At 68.4% G+C, this 16,584-nt stretch carries 17 protein-coding genes; 9 read left to right on the top strand and 8 right to left on the bottom strand.

Translation table 11 applies throughout. The features are described from left to right. Positions 1-6: 6 nt before the first annotated feature. Entirely contained in the window at positions 7-780 is a 774-nt protein-coding gene (locus tag B7R22_RS13265) for a hypothetical protein (protein ID WP_116412165.1), read from the bottom strand. A gap of 130 nt (positions 781-910) precedes the next feature. Here B7R22_RS13265 and B7R22_RS13260 point away from each other — a divergent pair, with 130 nt between their 5' ends. Next, the gene (locus B7R22_RS13260; RefSeq protein ID WP_116412164.1) at positions 911-3,004 is read left to right on the top strand and encodes a DUF262 domain-containing protein; all 2,094 of its coding nucleotides are present in this window, start codon (positions 911-913) and stop codon (positions 3,002-3,004) included. Between the two features lie 734 nt (positions 3,005-3,738). Here B7R22_RS13260 and B7R22_RS13250 read toward each other — a convergent pair. Further along, positions 3,739-4,347 carry a hypothetical protein gene (locus B7R22_RS13250; RefSeq protein ID WP_172582377.1) on the bottom strand — a complete coding sequence of 203 codons (609 nt, stop codon included), beginning with the start codon at positions 4,345-4,347 and terminating at the stop codon, positions 3,739-3,741. Between the two features lie 151 nt (positions 4,348-4,498). Between B7R22_RS13250 and B7R22_RS19250 the strand changes: the two genes are divergently transcribed. The 4 genes from B7R22_RS19250 (at position 4,499) to B7R22_RS13230 (ending at position 6,549) form a co-directional block, all read left to right on the top strand. Further along, positions 4,499-4,858 carry an STAS/SEC14 domain-containing protein gene (locus B7R22_RS19250; protein ID WP_172582375.1) on the top strand — a complete coding sequence of 120 codons (360 nt, stop codon included), beginning with the start codon at positions 4,499-4,501 and terminating at the stop codon, positions 4,856-4,858. A 61-nt stretch (positions 4,859-4,919) separates the two neighbouring features. Next, positions 4,920-5,144 (top strand): type II toxin-antitoxin system VapB family antitoxin, encoded by a 225-nt coding sequence (locus B7R22_RS13240; RefSeq protein ID WP_116412160.1) that lies wholly within the window; start codon positions 4,920-4,922, stop codon positions 5,142-5,144. Then, complete coding sequence (locus B7R22_RS13235; RefSeq protein ID WP_116412159.1) at positions 5,141-5,545, top strand: PIN domain-containing protein; 405 nt, start codon at positions 5,141-5,143, stop codon at positions 5,543-5,545. The genes B7R22_RS13240 and B7R22_RS13235 overlap by 4 nt, the downstream gene beginning before the upstream one ends. 74 nt (positions 5,546-5,619) lie before the next feature. Then, positions 5,620-6,549 (top strand): hypothetical protein, encoded by a 930-nt coding sequence (locus tag B7R22_RS13230; RefSeq protein WP_116412158.1) that lies wholly within the window; start codon positions 5,620-5,622, stop codon positions 6,547-6,549. A gap of 148 nt (positions 6,550-6,697) precedes the next feature. On the opposite strand, the gene B7R22_RS13225 is transcribed toward B7R22_RS13230, so the two are convergent. The 6 genes from B7R22_RS13225 to B7R22_RS13200 all read right to left on the bottom strand — a co-directional run bounded on the left by B7R22_RS13225 (position 6,698) and on the right by B7R22_RS13200 (position 12,116). Further along, entirely contained in the window at positions 6,698-7,747 is a 1,050-nt protein-coding gene (locus B7R22_RS13225; protein WP_116412157.1) for an LLM class F420-dependent oxidoreductase, read from the bottom strand. Between the two features lie 2 nt (positions 7,748-7,749). After that, the gene (locus tag B7R22_RS13220) at positions 7,750-8,937 is read right to left on the bottom strand and encodes a low temperature requirement protein A (RefSeq protein WP_253259071.1); all 1,188 of its coding nucleotides are present in this window, start codon (positions 8,935-8,937) and stop codon (positions 7,750-7,752) included. Between the two features lie 12 nt (positions 8,938-8,949). Beyond that, positions 8,950-9,357, bottom strand: a complete 408-nt coding sequence (locus B7R22_RS13215) for an acyl-CoA thioesterase (RefSeq protein WP_116412156.1) — start codon at positions 9,355-9,357, stop codon at positions 8,950-8,952. A gap of 9 nt (positions 9,358-9,366) precedes the next feature. Then, positions 9,367-9,801, bottom strand: coding sequence for a DUF202 domain-containing protein (locus B7R22_RS13210; protein ID WP_116412155.1), 435 nt, complete (start codon positions 9,799-9,801; stop codon positions 9,367-9,369). A 46-nt stretch (positions 9,802-9,847) separates the two neighbouring features. Beyond that, a complete protein-coding gene (locus B7R22_RS13205) occupies positions 9,848-10,249 on the bottom strand; it encodes a YidH family protein (protein WP_116412257.1) in 402 nt (133 codons plus the stop codon). A 91-nt stretch (positions 10,250-10,340) separates the two neighbouring features. Next, positions 10,341-12,116 (bottom strand): AMP-binding protein, encoded by a 1,776-nt coding sequence (locus tag B7R22_RS13200; RefSeq protein ID WP_116412154.1) that lies wholly within the window; start codon positions 12,114-12,116, stop codon positions 10,341-10,343. Positions 12,117-12,265: 149 nt separating this feature from the next. On the opposite strand from B7R22_RS13200, the gene B7R22_RS13195 reads away from it, so the two are divergent. From B7R22_RS13195 to B7R22_RS13180, 4 genes are all read left to right on the top strand, one after another. After that, positions 12,266-13,597: a sensor histidine kinase gene (locus B7R22_RS13195; RefSeq protein ID WP_116412153.1), complete on the top strand. Its 1,332-nt coding sequence runs from the start codon at positions 12,266-12,268 to the stop codon at positions 13,595-13,597. A 62-nt stretch (positions 13,598-13,659) separates the two neighbouring features. Further along, complete coding sequence (locus B7R22_RS13190) at positions 13,660-14,295, top strand: response regulator (RefSeq protein ID WP_116412256.1); 636 nt, start codon at positions 13,660-13,662, stop codon at positions 14,293-14,295. 78 nt (positions 14,296-14,373) lie between these two features. Continuing rightward, positions 14,374-15,333 carry an ABC transporter ATP-binding protein gene (locus B7R22_RS13185; RefSeq protein WP_116412152.1) on the top strand — a complete coding sequence of 320 codons (960 nt, stop codon included), beginning with the start codon at positions 14,374-14,376 and terminating at the stop codon, positions 15,331-15,333. Next, the gene (locus tag B7R22_RS13180) at positions 15,330-16,493 is read left to right on the top strand and encodes an ABC transporter permease (RefSeq protein ID WP_116412151.1); all 1,164 of its coding nucleotides are present in this window, start codon (positions 15,330-15,332) and stop codon (positions 16,491-16,493) included. Before B7R22_RS13185 ends, B7R22_RS13180 begins: the two co-directional genes overlap by 4 nt. Positions 16,494-16,584 lie beyond the last annotated feature (91 nt).

The raw sequence follows: 16,584 nt of genomic DNA, 5'->3' as shown, positions 1-16,584 counted from the left end.
TGAGGCCTAGGCCTCGCTCATCACGGCCTGCTCGCGCTGGCCGCGGGCGGCGAGGGCGGCGGCGCGGGCGGCGAGACGGCGGGCCTGCTCGGCCTGGCCGGCGTCGAGCACGTCCTGCGGAACCTCGACGCTCTCGACATGGTTCACGCCGTTGTACTTCTCGATGTACGCGTCGAGCTCGGGGCCCGACTCCCACGACGTGATGAGGCAGTAGCGCGGGTCGGGGCCGGGGTGCGTGGCCGCATGCCAGAGACGCTGGGTGTCGACGATCAACTGCGCGCCGGCGGGCAACGCGATGCGGGTCTCGCCCTGTGGGTCGGTGCGGTTCTCCCGCAGCACGAAGTAGCTGGTCGCGTCATCCGTGAGGTTGAAGAAGCCGCGCACCACCCAGCCGGTGCCGTCGGGGTTCAGGCGGTTGTTGTCGTCCTGGTGGAGGTTGTAGAGGGTGTCGGCGTACTCGTTCGGCTGCAGCTCGATCACGCGGCAGCGACCGACGTTGGCACCCGGCTCCTCGGCGCGACGCGTCAGGTTGGGGGCCTTCTCGATCTGGGAGTCGATCCAGACGCCATCCTTGTCGGTGCGCGGCGGCTTGTGGTTCCAGAAGCCGTTGCACTCGATCGCTCCGAAGGCGCTGGCGAGAGGAGCGAAGCGGGTGTCGCCCGACGACTTCCAGTCGTTGTATTCGATGTCGAGCCACTCAGTGGGGTCGAGTTCCTGGTTGTAGCGGTCGAGCACTACATAGCCAGTTTCTTCCAGAGCGGCAGATTTAATGTATCCCATGGTGAGATCTTGCCCTTTCTTCTTGGACCAGCACGTTTTAACAGGTCCAGGTTAGGTCAGCCTAACATCCGGCCCCTGTGCGGGCCATGGCCGCCGCAACGTGTCTGTACGTGTCTGTACGATCGGAACCATGTCCAGCGCCACCAACGTCGAAGCCACTGCGGTCAACACCGTGCAGTGGCTCTCCGCCCCCCAGACGTCGATCGTCGTTCCGGTCTACCAGCGCCAGTACCGGTGGGACATTGGCGGCTGCGAACAGTTGCTCGGCGACATCCGGGCGGTGGCCGATTCGGATGATCGCCACAGGCACTTCATCGGGTCGATCCTCTCGACGGCCGCGGGCGACGATGCCCCGGGATCCGGCGCGGCCGCTTCGCCGGAGGAACTCGTGCTGATCGACGGGCAGCAGCGCATCACGACGCTCATGCTGCTCGTGGCGGCGCTTCACCACACTGTTCTGCAGCAGGACACAGAGGGGTCGGGACTGGCCCGTGAACTCGAGGCCGTGCTCGTGCGGGCCTCCGATCCCGACCGCACCAAGCTCCGCCCGCACCGGGCCTGGGCCGACGTGTTCGAGAGCGTGGTGCTCGATCGTCGCGCATCGGGCGACCAGCTGCGCGATTCGCGATTCGACGACAACTACGCGTTCTTCCGCAGCCAGGTTCTCGCCGAGGAGGTTCCGCGCATCTGGCGGGGGCTGCAGAAACTCGAACACGTGGCGATCACCCTGGGTGCCAACGCGAACGCCCAGCAGATCTTCGAAAGCCTGAACTCCACAGGCGAGCCGCTCCGCGACCACGAACTCATTCACAACTATGTACTTATGGGGCTCTCGCACGCCGAACAGAACGAGATAGAGGATTCGTTCTGGCTGCCGATCGAGCAGAACACGGGCGAGTCGATCGCCAGCTTCTGGCGCCACTACCTGGTCATGATCACCGGTCGGGAGGTCGCCGTCACGGGTGGGCGTGGGGTGTACGACGCCTTCCGCCAGCAGTTCCCGCGACTCGACGTCGACACTCTCCGCGCGCGGGCGGCCGAGTGGCGGGACCTCTCGGCCGACTACCGCGTGCTGCTCGAGCCGTCCCGGGCCCCCGACGGGGAGGTCGCCCGCCAGCTCGCGTTCCTGAACACGTTCGGCAGGGGGATGTATCCGCTTGCCCTCCGCGCATACCGGGACTGGTCGCGCGGAGACATCACCGCCGAGACGCTCGTCGGGGGGCTCGAGCACATCCAGTCGCTGGTGCTGCGGCGAACCGTGGTGGGAGTGGCGACGGATCGGCTGGTCGCGAGGCTCTGCCGCGCACGTGAGCTCGGCCCTGACGCCCTTGTGCTGGCGATCGCGCGGATCACCCCGTCAGACGAACGCGTTCGCGTGGCACTGAAGTTCAGCGACCTTCCGCACCCCGGTTACGTACTGGGGCGCATCGCCGACCGCACCGGACGGGGGATGGATGTCGCGGGGGCAGGTCTGGCCGGTGGCGCCGGGCTCGACGGTCTCGCCGGGTTCGACGTCGAGAACATCTTTCCGCTCGCACCCCCCGACGCGTGGAGCGGTGACGGCGTGAGCCAGTGGGCTGACTACACCGACGACGAGCAGAACAGCCACCGCGCCCTGGCGCAGACGCTCGGCAATCTCGCCCTGCTCGAACAGCCTCTCGCCGAGCGTGCCGTCGACCGGTCGTTCCCGGTGAAGCGCGCGCTCTACGAGTCCAGCGTCATCGCGACCACCGAGGAACTCGCTGAGGCATCCGAATGGGGCACCGCGGCCATCGCCCGGCGCACCGCCCGGCTCACCGAGGTGTTCCTTGAGGTATGGGCGCGAGCGGCCACCGTCGGGATCGACGACGACGGCCTCACGCCCATCCTCGACGTCGAGCGGCGGCGGGGTTGGCCGCGTGGCTGGGAACGGGAGTTCGAGTACGTCGAGTACCGCGGCGAGCACTGGGAGGTCTACGACGTCAAACACCTCTTCAACCGCATCTTCAAACGGCTGTGGGCGGATGCCCGGTCGAGCGTCGTCGCCTTCAGCGCCGATCGCGGCGGCCCGATCTACAAGGCCCAGGCGTGGAACGGCCACTGGGATGCCCTCGACGAGTCGCACTACCTCTACATGGGCTGGGATTCGAAGTACATGCTCACCGCTCTGCAGGGTGTGCTCGACGAGGCCGGCATCGCGGCCGAGGTCTTCGTCAAGTACTCCTACATCGGGGCCCTGATGTAGCGCCACGCGTTGCGCGCTCATGCTGTCTGATATATACCCATGATGTCTTCTGCGCTAGCGGAGGAAAGTGTGCTCGGTGGCCTTCCGGACGGTTGGCGCACCGAGTTTCGCGTTTAATCGGACAGGTCGATCACGTCGACGATCATCGGCTTGATTCGCGTGTTCCATTCGCCGCCTCGCGCGAACGCTCAGGCGACCGCATCCGGAATCCGGAATCCAGAGGATGGGTTCTGAACTCGCGACATCATGCCGGTAACCGACCCGGGAGCCGCTGGTATGTGCGAGAGCGCGACCGAGAATCAGCCGGTCGAGCTTCTCGATCGAATCGTCTCCCTCGAGAACGATCCACCTGTAGGCGTTCGAAACCGAGTCGCACGCGATGGCTCTGAGGCACCGCTCGCGAGCCACCGCGTTCTTGAGGCCGGTCGCGCGATAGACACGAACGCGAACGCCCAATCCGCAGAGCGTCGAGAGGATGTGTCTCCGACGCGAGTCGCTTTCCTTCACCATGTGCACGCGAGCCTGACCGCGCTTCCGACGTTTCGATATCTCCTGGCCCAGGATCCTGATGTCTTGGGTGGGGACGATCGCAGCTACGACGGTGTAGCCCTTCGTCTTGCTTTCGTCGATGAAGACGGTGTTCCTACGCCTTCCACCACTGAGTTGAGTTTGAGTCAACTATAGCCGACGGGTGGTATGGCGCCGACAGCGCCGCGGCAGGTTTTGACGTGCTGTCAGGCCTTCGGGATGGCGAGTTGCACCGCGCTGGTGCCCTTGTAGTCGGCGGGGTCGCCGTCGAACACCAGGCGATCGGGCACGACCCCGCCCGGGAACACGTCGACAGAGCACTCCACATTGACGACGTTCGTTCCGCCGAACTGGCCGGTCACCGGGTCGGAGCACTTCTCGTACTCGGCGGGAACGAGCAGCGTGCTGCCGGTCTCGCCGCTGGCCGAGTCGACTGCCGAGATCGACTGAAGGGGGCTCGCGTTCTCCGAACCTTCGAGCACCACCCAGGCGTAGTTGATGTAGTACGGCGTGCCTACGGCGGTGTCGCTGGTGCCGTTCATCACCTTCAGATCCTTGAGATCGTCGGCGTCGCCCACACGGAGCAGACCGGCCTTCAACGCGAGGGTGGATGTCGCACCCTCGCCCGAGTCGTCCGCGATCCGCACGACAGCCCACTCGTCTGAGGGAACCGCGGTGCCGGCCGGGGTGAGCGCCGACGGATCGGGCATGCCGGTGGCGGGAGCCGGTGACGGCCCGCCGAGGGACTCCTCCCGCGCGGAGAGCCCCCCCGAGCATCCGGAGACCAGCAGAAGGGCCGCCAGCCCGAGGGTCATGGCGGCGAGGGTGCGGGGGCGTGCGGCGGAGAACGTGATCGGGGCCTCTCGTTGGCGTGTCAGCAGTCCTTCCAACTTATCGATCGGATGTCGCCGCGGCCGAATCCGGTGCAATCGTAGGTGCCCCGAGCCTCGGGCGCATAATGGGCTCATGCTCACCGGCCGACAGCTCCCCGACACCCACATCTTCGAGATCGACTACGCGGGAGCGGTTGACGCCGCCGAGTTCATCGCGCTGCGCGACGCTCTTGCTGCGTTTCTCGACGCGAACGACCCGGCGGACATCCTCGGCATCTACTCCGACCTCGACCTCACCAAGATCGAGCCGAAGGCGCTCTGGGAGGACCTGAAGTCGGCGGGCCTCGAGAAGAAGGTGCGACGCGCGGCGCTGCTGACCGGTTCGCTCATGCTGAAGACGCTGGCGCGGGGCGCGAGCCACTTCATCCAGGCAGACGTGCGCGTCTTCGGCCTCGACGAGCGCGCGGCGGCGCTGGAATGGCTGGACTCCTAGCCTCTTGCGGCGACTCGGGTTCGTGTATATATTGCGTTGTATAAGCGAAAGGGAGGCGATCATGACCGTGACGTCCATAGATATCGACCCGGATCTGCTCTCGACGGCTCGAACACTCATCGGTGCTGCGAGCAACAGGGACACCGTTGACCGAGCGTTGAAGACACTGATCGCCATGCAGCGCCAGCCAACCGTGATCGAAGAAATCATTGCGCACAAGTTCTCCACAGATCAGATCGATGCGCCCACCATCGAGCCCGGGGGCCAGTACTCTTCTGTCGCGTGAGCACATATCTTGTCGACAACAGCATCTGGCAGAAGGCCGGCCGGAGCGCTCGAATATCGAGGAGACTGCGGGAGATCTCGACGTTCCACGTCGTTATGACCTGTCCTCCGCAGGTGCTCGAATACTGTCACTCGGCTCGAAGCGAGTTCGAGTATTTCGTCCTTCGCGGGGAGATGGGGCGACTGTTCCCTGCCGGAATCCATCCGTCGGAGGCCGACTCGCTCGACATCCAGGAGGCGTTGTGGAGTACCGGCCGCGTGCGGGCCGCCGCCGCGTTCGATTGCCTCATCGCTGCGTACGCCATCAGGAATGACGCGATCGTCCTGAACTCGGATCGTGATTTCGGTCACATCGCCGACGCTGTGGGCCCGGAGTTCCGCCAGGAGTACGTTCCGGAATGACACGCAGCGAACAGAGGGGTGACGGCGCGGCTCTCGTCTCGTAGGCTCAGAGGCGGGCAAGGTCTGGAGCACGTGTGGACGGGATCGAAGAGGTTCTCGAGCAGTTCACGGCCGACGACGTGCAGGCGAATGCGGCATTGCGCGATCGGGTTGCGGGAGCGCTGGTGGGGCACGGTGCGAGAGCCGGCGGCCCCGGCGTCAGCGGGTGCGGCGCCTCGCCCGCGGTGTTGCGCCTCGTCGATGCGGGGTCGTTCCGGCACGGCACTGCGGTTCGGGGGGCGAGCAGGTTCGACGTGTTCGTCGTGCTGGGCGGCGCGCGGCCCAAGTCCCTCGGACGAGCGCTCGCCAGCATCCGCCCGACTGTTCAGAATGCTCTGTCCGACCTGGTCGTGACCGTGACATCCGACTCGGTGCTGGTCGACGCGCCCGCGGAGGCTCTGGCGGAGGGTGGGCTCGGAGACGATTCCGCCGCGCCCGCGGTTCGGTTGCGACTCATCCCCGCGGTCGAAGCGCCGGGCGACGCCGGCAGCGCTGTCGTCTCGGTCCCCGATGCCGCTAGGCGCTGGGTGCTGAACCGGCCCGGCGCCCGCGTGCAGCTGATCGACCGGATCGACGACTCGCACCTCCGGTCGCTGATCCGGCTCATGCTCGTCTGGAAGCACATCAACCGAGTGCCCGTGTCGTCGTACTACCTCGAGACCGCGGTCGTTCGGCAGGCCCTCCGGCAGCCGTCGTTCAACCTGCTCTGGGATCTCTGCTGGGCCTTCGAACAGCTCGCCCACGATGACCTGGTGAACCTGCCCGACCTGTCGAGTCCGTCGCAGGTGCAGAAGGTCCGCGCGGCGGAGACCCTTGGCCGGCGCATCGAGGCTCAGGGTCCCATCGATCGGGCGGCTGTTTATGCCCGGGCCGCCGTCAACGCCTACCTCGACGACGACCGCATGGTGGTGGATGCCCGGCTCGCCGCCCTCTTCGGCACCAGTTTCGCGGCCCTCGACCGCTGACCCGCCCCCGCCCTCGCACTGATTCGGGAGGAGAGCGCCGCCGGCGCTCCCACAGCGTCCGCGCCTCCCTCCTCCTGAATTACGCACGCCCGCTCTCTGCGCAGATAGCGGATGCGGCGGATGCGGCGCACGCGCGGGAGCGCCAGCGTCAGCGCGCGGTCGGGAGGGCGGCGCGCGCGGCCTCGAATGAGGCGAGCCGGCCGGCTGCGGTGGGCGCGAGCGGCTGCGCCACCACGGTGGTCACGCCCGATGCGGCGAGGGCGGCGAGGCGCTCGCGCACCCGCGACTCGGTGCCGATGAGCGACGACGCGAGCACGAGATCCTCGGGCACGGAATCCGCTGCCGCCGCCTTCTCGCCCGAAAGGTACAGTTCCTGCACGCGCGACGCCTCGTCGGCGTAGCCGTAGCGCACGGCCAGATCGTTGTAGAAGTTGGCTCCGCGGGCACCCATTCCGCCGAGGTAGAGCGCCATGCGCTGGCGGTAGGCGTCGAGCATCCGGTCGCCGTCGTCGCCGACGTAGAGGGGCAGGCCCACGATGACGTCGAGCGGGCCGAGCGAGGGGTCGCGCAGTGCCGTGCCCTCAGCCAGGGCCTCGCCCCAGGCGGCAGCAGCACGCTCGGGGTGGTAGAGGAACGGGAGCCAGCCGTCGGCGATCTCCGCCGCCTGCTGCACGGCGCGCGGGGCGAGGGCTGCGATAGCCACGGGGATGGATGCCCGAACCGGCCGATTGATCAGCTTCAGGGGTTTTCCGAGCCCGGAGCCCTGCCCCTCAGCGAGCGGCACCGTGTAGTTGCGTCCCGAGTGCTCGAGCGGCTCCCGGCGCCAGACGGAACGGCAGATCTCGACCGTCTCCCGAAGATGCCCGAGCGGCCGCTCGAAGGGCACGCCGTGGAAGCCTTCGATGACCTGCGGGCCGGAGCTGCCGAGCCCGAGCTCGAAGCGCCCTCCGGAGACGGAGTCGAGGCCGGCAGCCGTCATGGCGAGGAGGGCCGGTGTGCGCGAGTAGATCGGCAGGATCGACGACATCAGCGTTGCCGTGCTCGTGACGGCGGCGAGGTAGCCGAGGCGGCTGACGGCGTCGAACGAATAGGCCTCGGAGACAGCGATCACGTCGGCACCCGCGCGCTCGAAGTCGCGCACCTCCGTGGCGGCGCCCGCGAAGTCTTCGGCATAGTCGATGGTGATGCCGAGCCTCATGCTCACTCCTTCGTGATGGATCCGGCAGAGCGGTGGCTGCCGTCCCGGCCGGTCACCACCAGCGTAGCGACGATGACCACCAGCAGCGCCGCCGTGAAGATCTCGGCAGCCGGAAGCAGCGCGCTGGCCGCGATCGCCACCCCGGCGAGGGGGATGACCACGTTGGCTACAGCGGTGGCCGAGGGCCGCACGGCGGTCAGCCACACCGCCAGCACGAACACGGCGACCGGCACGGTGAGCGTTGCAGCAGACGCGACCGCCGGCAGCTCGGTCTCCTGGCCGTGGAAGTCGACCAGCACCTCGATGCCTGCGGACATCGCGGCTGCCGCGGCGAAGATCACGTAGTGCGCGTATCCCAGCGTCAGCGACTGGCGGAGCGTGCCGAACCGGCTGTGCAGGGGGGTCGCGAAGTACAGCCACCACATCGCTGCGACGATCAGCAGCGAGCAGCCGGCGAGGGCGACCAGCGGAACGATGTGCTCGGTGTCCTTCAGCGAGTCGATGATGGCGTTGGCCGATCCGAGCAGCCCCTCACCGAGCACGACCAGGGTGAACAGGCCGAAACGCTCGGCGATGTGATGGTTGTGGAACGGGGTGACCTGACGGTGTTCCGCCCAGACGGGCACGCAGACCTCCGCGACCGCCAGCACGACGAAGCTGATCGCCCCGGCCTCCTCGGGCAGCAGCAGTCTCAGCAGCCAGGCCGCCTGTACGAGCGTGATGCCGGCGGCGTAGCGGAGAGCGGTCTGCCGATACTCCGGCGAGTTCGCGGCGGCCCGCAGCCACTGGCTCACCATCGCGAGCCGCATGATCACGTAGCCCCAGGTCACCGCCGTGAAGTCGCTGTGCACCATCGCCGCCTCGACGCCCGCTGCCAGCACGAGCACGCCCGCCATCTGCGCGATCGTCGTGACCCGGTAGAGCCAGTCGTCGTTGTCGAAAGCTGTGGCGAACCACGTGAAGTTCATCCACGCCCACCAGATGGCGAAGAACACCATCAGGTACGCGCCCACCCCGACCACCACGTGCTGTTCGGTCTCGAGGTGGTGGAGGGTCTGGGCGGCGAGCGACACGGCGACCACGAACACCAGGTCGAAGAAGAGTTCCAGCGTCGAGGCGACACGGTGCGGTTCGCGCTTGTCCCGGGGCCGCACGGGCCGCAGGTCGAGTCGGCCGAGGATGCTCGTCACGAACGTCTCCCGTCAGCCGACGAGCTCGGCCTCGACCGCGGCGCGGAGCGACTCCGGGATCGGCACGGGGCGGTGCGAATCCCGCCCGACGAACACGTGCACGAACTCGCCGGTCGCCACCTGCGCGCCGTCGCTCGCGCGGAACATGTCGAGCACCCACGCGATGCTCGTCGTCCCGATCCTTCCGGCCCGCAGCGTGACATTCAATGTGTCCGGGAACGCAGCCGGTTCAATGAACCGGCAGGACGACGAGACGCAGAAGGCGAGCACGTCGGACGTTCCGATGTCGAAGTGCCCCTCCGTCACGAGCCAGCCGGTGATCGTGGTGTCCATCGCGGTGTAGTAGACCGTGTTGTTGAGGTGACCGAAGACGTCGTTGTCGTTCCAACGGGTGGCGAAGGGGCGGCTGATGCTGTTCACGTCGAAACTCTACCCGGCGGCGGCGGCGGCAGTGGCGGCAGCGATGACGTAACCGAACGCGACGAGGCCCGCGACCAGCACGGCGGCGGCAACGACGGCCGGCAGCACCGCACCGGGCAGCTGCGTCGGTGTGGCGGCGGGCGGCGCGGCGGTAAGCGGAGCAGCCGTGGGCGGCGCGGGGCTCAGCGCAGTGGTCAGTACCCGGTGCACGTGCCGGTGCCGGATGCCCGACCGCACGAGCACGAACAGCCCGAGCAGCACGCCGGCGACCCCGAGCCCGATACCCCACCAGCCGGCCCCGGGAGCGAGGAGGCGCGCGCCCACCAGTGAACCGGCGGTGATGGCGAGTCCGGTGCGCTGCCACGAGAGCGCGGTGCGCTCGACCTGGAGGCCGTCGTCGAACCGTTCGCGGCTGGAGGGATCCGGGGTGCCTCCGGCGGTCATCCGCGAGCCCTCGTGCCACGGGCGCCGGTCATCCGATCGCCGCCGCTCATCTCAGCGCGTACCCGAGCAGGAGCAGCACGCCGACCACGCTGACCACCACCGCGAGCGGGGCCGTCAGCACCGACCCGGGCAGTGCCCGGCCGAGCCGCATCGCCTGTTCGACCCGCGCCCAGCCGAACCACGCCTGCAGCGGCGCAAGGATGCCCGCGAGCACCAGCACGAGTGAGGCCGCCAGCCGCAGCCCGGGCTGCATCGGCAGACCGAGTGCCTCGAGTGCCACTCCGCCGGCGATCAGGGCCAGCGAGGTGCGGATCCAGGCCAGGAACGTGCGCTCGTTCGCCAGGGTGAACCGGGGATCGGGTTCGGATCCCCGGCCGAACACGCGACGCGGAAACCGGCTGCGACCCGGGCGACCCGTGTCGCCCGTGCCGCGTTCCGCGCCGCTCATACCGCTGTCACCGCCGCTCATGCCGCGACCGCCGCGGCCGGTGCCGCGAACCTCGCCGCCCACGCCGCGACCCTCGCCGCCCACGCCGCGATCACCGGCGCGTCACCCCGTCGAGCAGGCCCGCGAAGTCCTCTTCGCGGAACTCGCCACCCCGCCGTTCTCCGGAGCGATCGGCCTCGACTTCGAGCATCCGCAGATCGACTCGGCGGATCTTGCCCGAGATCGTCTTCGGCAGCTCCGCGAACTCGATCCGGCGCACCCGCATGTACGACGGCATCGTCGAGGCACTGTGCACGAACAACGCACGCGCGGTTTCGGCGTCCGGAGCCCAACCGTCGGCGAGCACGACGTACGCCTTCGGGGTGGTGAGCCTGGTCGCATGGGGTGCGGGCACGACCGCGGCCTCCACGACGGCCGGATGCTCGATCAGCAGGCTCTCGACCTCGAAGGGCGACACCTTGTAGTCCGACGACTTGAAGACGTCGTCGGTGCGGCCGATGTAGGTGATGTGGCCGTCGGCGTCCCGGGATGCGACGTCGCCCGTGTGGTAGTACCCGCCGACGGTGACCTCGGCGTTCCGTTCCGGGTCGTCGAGGTAGCGGGTCATCAGGGTGAACGGGCGCTCGGCGAGGTCGAGGCAGAGCTCGCCTTCGTCGGAGGGTTCGCCCGAGACCGGATCCACCAGCACCACCGGAACGCCGGGGAGTGGGCGCCCCATCGAGCCGGGCTTCACCGGGCTGCCGGGGGTGTTGGCGACCGTGGCGGTCATCTCGGTCTGGCCGTAGCCGTCACGGATGGTGAGCCCCCAGCGCGCCTCGATCCGGCTGATCACCTCGGGGTTCAGAGGCTCGCCCGCCGAGAGCACTTCGCGGAGAGCGTGCGGCCTGACGGCATCCGGCGCCTGGATGAGCATGCGCCAGACGGTCGGCGGCGCGCAGAAGGTCGTGACCCCGGCGCGGTCGAGTTCGGCGGCCAGCTTCACTGCATCGAACTTCGCGTAGTTGTAGATGAACACCGTGGCCTCGGCGATCCAGGGAGCGAAGATGAGGCTCCAGGCGTGCTTGGCCCAGCCCGGCGAACTGATGGCGAGGTGCACGTCGCCCGGCCGCATTCCCAGCCAGTACATGGTGGAGAGGTGACCGACCGGGTAGGAGGTCTGGGTGTGCTCGACCATCTTCGGCTTGCTGGTGGTTCCGGAGGTGAAGTAGACGAGCAGGGGGTCGCCGGAGGCGGGTTCCGCGCGCGGGAAGTCGGGGGAGGCGTCCGGGGTTCCGACGTTCGCTTCCGGGGCTCCGGATGACTCACCCCCGCCATCCAGAGCGTCGCCGTAGTCCAACCACCCCTCCGACAGAGCCCCGGTGCCCACCGCGATGCGGGTGTAGTCGCCGTCGACACCGTCGAACTTGCCGGCATCCGCCCGGTTCGTGAGAACGTGGTCGATCCGCCCGCGCGCGATCCGGTCGACGAGTTCGCTCGGGCCGAGCGCGGTCGCGCCGGGCACGATGACGGCCCCTAGCTTGCTGAGGGCGAGCACGCTCTCCCAGAGCTCGACCTGGTTTCCGAGCATCACCATCACCCGGTCGCCCTGCGCGACTCCCTGGGCGGCCAGCCAGGCGGCGACACGGTCGGAGCGTTCGGAGAGCTCGGCGAAACTGAAGATCGCCTCGGTGCCGTCCTCTTCGACGATCCAGAGGGCGGGCCGGTCGTTGCCCTGGGCGATGACGTCGAACCATTCGGTCGCCCAGTTGAAGGTGGGCCCGATCTCCGGCCAGCGGAACTCGGCGACAGCGCGGTCGTAGTCGTTCGCGAGTTCGATCAGCTGGTCTCGCGCGGTGCGGATGTTCCGCGTGTTCCGGGTCTCGCTCATGACGTCATCTCCTCAAAAGTACGAAGGCGTGGCGGTGCGGCGTTTCGTCTCTTCAACCGCGCCCGGCCAGCCTCAGTGTACGACTGCCGTGTGCCGAGCTCCGCCTGCAGAGGGATGCTCAGAGATCGCCTGCTTGCTAGCGTGGCGGCATGGCTGTACGCACCGTGAGTTCCGGCACCTGGGAGCGCCCCCGTCCGTCCGCGCAGGCGCTCCGGCGGGATGTGCTCGTGGCCGGCCTGCTCGTGCTGGCGACGGCGGCCAGTGCCTTCATCTACTCCTCCATCGTTCCGTCTCCGCCCGCGGCCTGGTGGGTCACGGTGCCGTGGGCGATCGTGATCGCCGGATCCCTGGCCGCACGTCGACGGTTCCCCGCTGTGGTCGCCGTCGTCGTGTCGGGCGCCTTCCTGGCCGGCCAGCTGATGGTCGTTCCCGAAGTGCTCTTCAGCAACATCTGCCTCTACCTCGCCATCTACTCTCTCGGCGCGTGGGGGGCGAACCGCAGAGTCGCGACCATTGTCCGCGTGGTGATCATCGTCGGCATGTTCCTCTGGTTGTTCTCCTTCCTGCTGCTGAATACGTCGACACCGTCGTACATCGACCAGGTGGGCGGCCACGGGATGCTGGATCCGTTCGTCGCCTTCGCCGCTTTCCAGGTAATGCAGAACCTGCTCTACTTCGCCGCGGCCTACTACTTCGGCAACGGCGCCTGGTCGTCGGCGCTGGCCCGGCACCAGCTCGAGACGCGCACACGCGAACTGCAGGCGGAGCGCGAGATCAGCCAGGCGCAGGCGCTCGTGCTCGAGCGGGTGCGTATCGCCCGGGAACTGCACGACGTCGTGGCGCACCACGTCTCGGTGATGGGGGTGCAGGCGGGTGCGGCCCGGCGTGTGCTCGCCACGGTGCGGGGCGACGGCTCCGCGGATCCGGCGCAGCTGGCCAAAGCTGTCGCGGCCGTTGCCGTCATCGAACAGAACGCGAGGCAGGCGGTGGATGACCTCCACCACCTGCTCGGGGCCCTCCGCCAGCCGGGCACAGGCGAGACCTCGGCTGCCGACGACGCCAGCACGCACGGAGTGGAGCAGCTCCCCGCGCTCATCGACTCGTCCCGCCGTGCCGGCCTCGCCGTGGACTTCTCCGTCGTGGGAACCCCCCGGCCCGTCTCGCCCGCCACCGGTCTCAATGTCTACCGTATCGCCCAGGAGGCTCTGACCAACTGCCGAAAGCACGCCGGAAGTGCAGTGCGGGTGGATGCGCGCCTCCGCTATCTGGATGACGCCATCGAGATCGAGGTGGGCGATGACGGTCATGGGTCGGTCAGGCCTGCTGCGTCGATCGGTGCCGAGCCTCGGGGTCTCGGGCTGGTCGGGATGCGCGAACGAGTGGATGCCGCTGGAGGCATACTCGAAACGGGTCCCAAAGCCCGCGGGGGATATGTCGTACGCGCGAGGCTGCCCCTGGCTCCGGCGGAGGTGCCGGCGTGACCGCCGATCCGATCCGCGTCCTCCTCGTCGACGACCAGGAGCTCGTGCGCGTCGGGCTCCGGATGATCCTCGAGACCGAGGAGGGCATCGAGGTTGTCGGCGAGGCCGCGGACGGCACCGGCGCAATCGCGCTCGCGCTCGAGCTGGCCCCGGATGTGATCTGCATGGACGTGCAGATGCCGGGCATGGACGGGCTCGAAGCGACCAGGCGGATCGTCGCGAGCGGGTCGGCCGCGGGCATCCTGGTGCTGACGACGTTCAACCGGGACGACTACCTGTTCGACGCCCTGAAGGCCGGCGCGAGCGGATTCGTGCTGAAGAATGCGACCCCGGAGAGCATGGTCGAGGCCGTGCAGGTGGTTGCGCGGGGGGAGGCGCTGCTGTCGCCCGATGTGACCCGCACCGTGATCGAGCACCTGGTCGGCGGTATCGCCGCCGCCCCGCGCGGCCCCGACCGTCGCCCCGCGCAGGCGCCCCAGCTCCACGACCTCACGGAGCGTGAACGCGAGGTGCTGGGGCTGCTCGCGGCCGGGCGGTCGAACGCCGAGATCGCGCGGGAACTCTACCTTGGCGAAGCGACGGTGAAGACGCACGTCTCGAAGATCCTCTCGAAGCTGGGCCTCCGGGACCGCATCCAGGCCGTCGTCTTCGGCTACGAGAACGGGATCGTCGTGCCCGGGGTTCCGCCTGCCGGGTGAGGCCAGCCCGTCTCGCGGCGGATGCGCTCGCGATGCGAGGTTCGTAGCGTGGAAGGACCACGAGAGATCGGAGACAGCATGCTCGAAGTCGCGAATGTGTCCAGGTCGTTCGGGGGCCGCCGCGCTCTCGATGATGTCAGCTTCACGGTCGGCGACGGCCGGATGACCGGGTTCGTCGGCGGCAACGGTGCCGGCAAGACGACCACCATGCGCATCATCCTCGGGGTGCTCTCGAGTGACGCCGGTTCGGTGTCGCTCGACGGCCGCACGCTCACCCCCGCCGACCGCGCGCTGTTCGGATACATGCCCGAGGAGCGGGGGCTCTATCCGAAGATGAAGGTCGCCGAGCAGATCGTCTACCTGGGCAGACTGCACGGGATGTCACGGGCGGCGGCCACGACGAACACCGAGCGCCTGCTCGACAGCCTCGAACTCGGAGAACGCGCCGGCGACACGGTCGAGAGCCTCTCACTCGGCAACCAGCAGCGCGCCCAGATCGCTGCGGCGCTCGTGCACGAACCGGAGGTGCTCGTGCTCGACGAACCGTTCTCGGGACTCGATCCGATCGCGGTCGAGACCGTGCAGGGTGTGCTCGCCGAGTCCGCCGCCCGCGGGGTTCCTGTGCTGTTCTCCTCCCACCAGCTCGACATCGTGGAACGGATCTGCGACGACCTCGTTGTGATCGCGGGAGGCTCTGTGCGGGCCAGTGGCTCGAAGGAGGAGCTGCAGTCCCGGCACGGCGGCTCACGCTACGAGATCGAGCTGTCGGTCGATGCCGGCTGGCTGCGCGACGTCGACGGGGTCACGGTCATCGACTTCGACGGCGGCTACGCGCTGTTCGAGGTGCAGGGTGCGGCGGAGGCCGGCATCGCCACCAACGATGCTGACGCCACCAGCGCCGGCGCCGCCACCAACGACGCTGCTGCGGATGGCGCCGCCCAGCGCGTTCTCGCCGAAGCCCTCCAGCGCGGCAGCGTGCGACGCTTCGCCCCCGAACACCTCTCCCTCACCCAGATCTTCAAGGAGGTCATCCGATGACTGCCACCCGCTCGACCGGTACCCGCTCGACCGTCCCACGCCTGGCCGCGCCGCGCTTCCCCACCCCGCGGTTCTCGCAGAGCGTCTGGCTCGTCGCCCAGCGCGAGATGTCCATGAAGCTCCGCAGCAAGGCGTTCCTGATCTCGACGGGCATCCTGATGCTGGCCGTGCTCGCATCTGTCGTCATCGGCGGCCTCGTCGGAGGCATGAGTTCGGCGCCGAAGGTGAGTGTCGTCGAGGGGTCGAGCGTTGCGACCACCGTGCAGGCCATGGAGGGTCTCGACGTGCGGGTCGCGCCGTCGACGGATGCCGCGGAAGCGCTCGTCCGCGACGGCACCGTCGACGCGGCAGTGCTCGGCGCCGACGCGGGAGCCGGAGCATCCGGAGCCTCGCCGTTCACGGTCGTGGCACTGGATTCCGCGCCATCGGCAGTCGTGCAGGCACTGAGCGTCGCGCCCACGGTGCAACTGCTCGAGCCGAGCGACCAGAACCCGCTGATCGTCTACTTCGTGGCGCTGGCGTTCGGGCTCGTCTTCTTCATGTCGGCGATCACCTTCGGAACCACCATCGCGCAGAGCGTGGTGGAGGAGAAGCAGACCCGCGTCGTCGAGATCCTGCTGTCGACCATCTCCGCGCGGGCGCTCCTCGCCGGCAAGGTGCTGGGCAACAGCCTGCTCGCCTTCGGGCAGATCGCTGCGATCGCGATCCTGGCCGGCACAGGGCTGCTCGTCTCCGGCCAGACCGCGCTGCTCGGGAGCCTCGGGCCGTCCATCATCTGGTTCGTGGTGTTCTTCGTCTTCGGGTTCGTGCTGCTCGCGTCGCTCTTCGCGGCGACCGCTGCTCTCGTCTCCCGGCAGGAGGACATCGGATCGGTGACCTCGCCGGTGATGATGCTCGTGATGATCCCATATTTCCTGGTGATCTTCTTCAACGACAACGCGCTGGTGCTCGGCATCATGTCGTACGTACCGTTTTCGGCGCCGGTCGGGATGCCCATGCGGCTGTTCCTCGGCACGGCTGAGTGGTGGGAGCCGCTCATCTCCCTCGTGGTGCTGGTGGTCATGACGGCCGGGGTCATCGTGCTCGGTTCCCGCATCTACGCCAACTCGCTGCTGCGCACGGGCGCCCGCGTGAAACTCTCGGACGCGCTCCGCGGCTGACACCCCCGCCCTCCGTTCTGCGTCCCGCTCCGCCCCCTCCGTCCCTCTGCTCTCGCCCTCGCGGCTGAGTCGTCCGCCCCCCCCCCGCCCT

This window comes from Subtercola boreus, from assembly GCF_003399635.1.
Taxonomy (GTDB): Bacteria; Actinomycetota; Actinomycetes; order Actinomycetales; family Microbacteriaceae; genus Subtercola; species Subtercola boreus_B.
The sequence above is the reverse complement of the archived record's forward strand: the minus strand, read 5'-3'. Positions and strand labels throughout refer to the sequence as shown.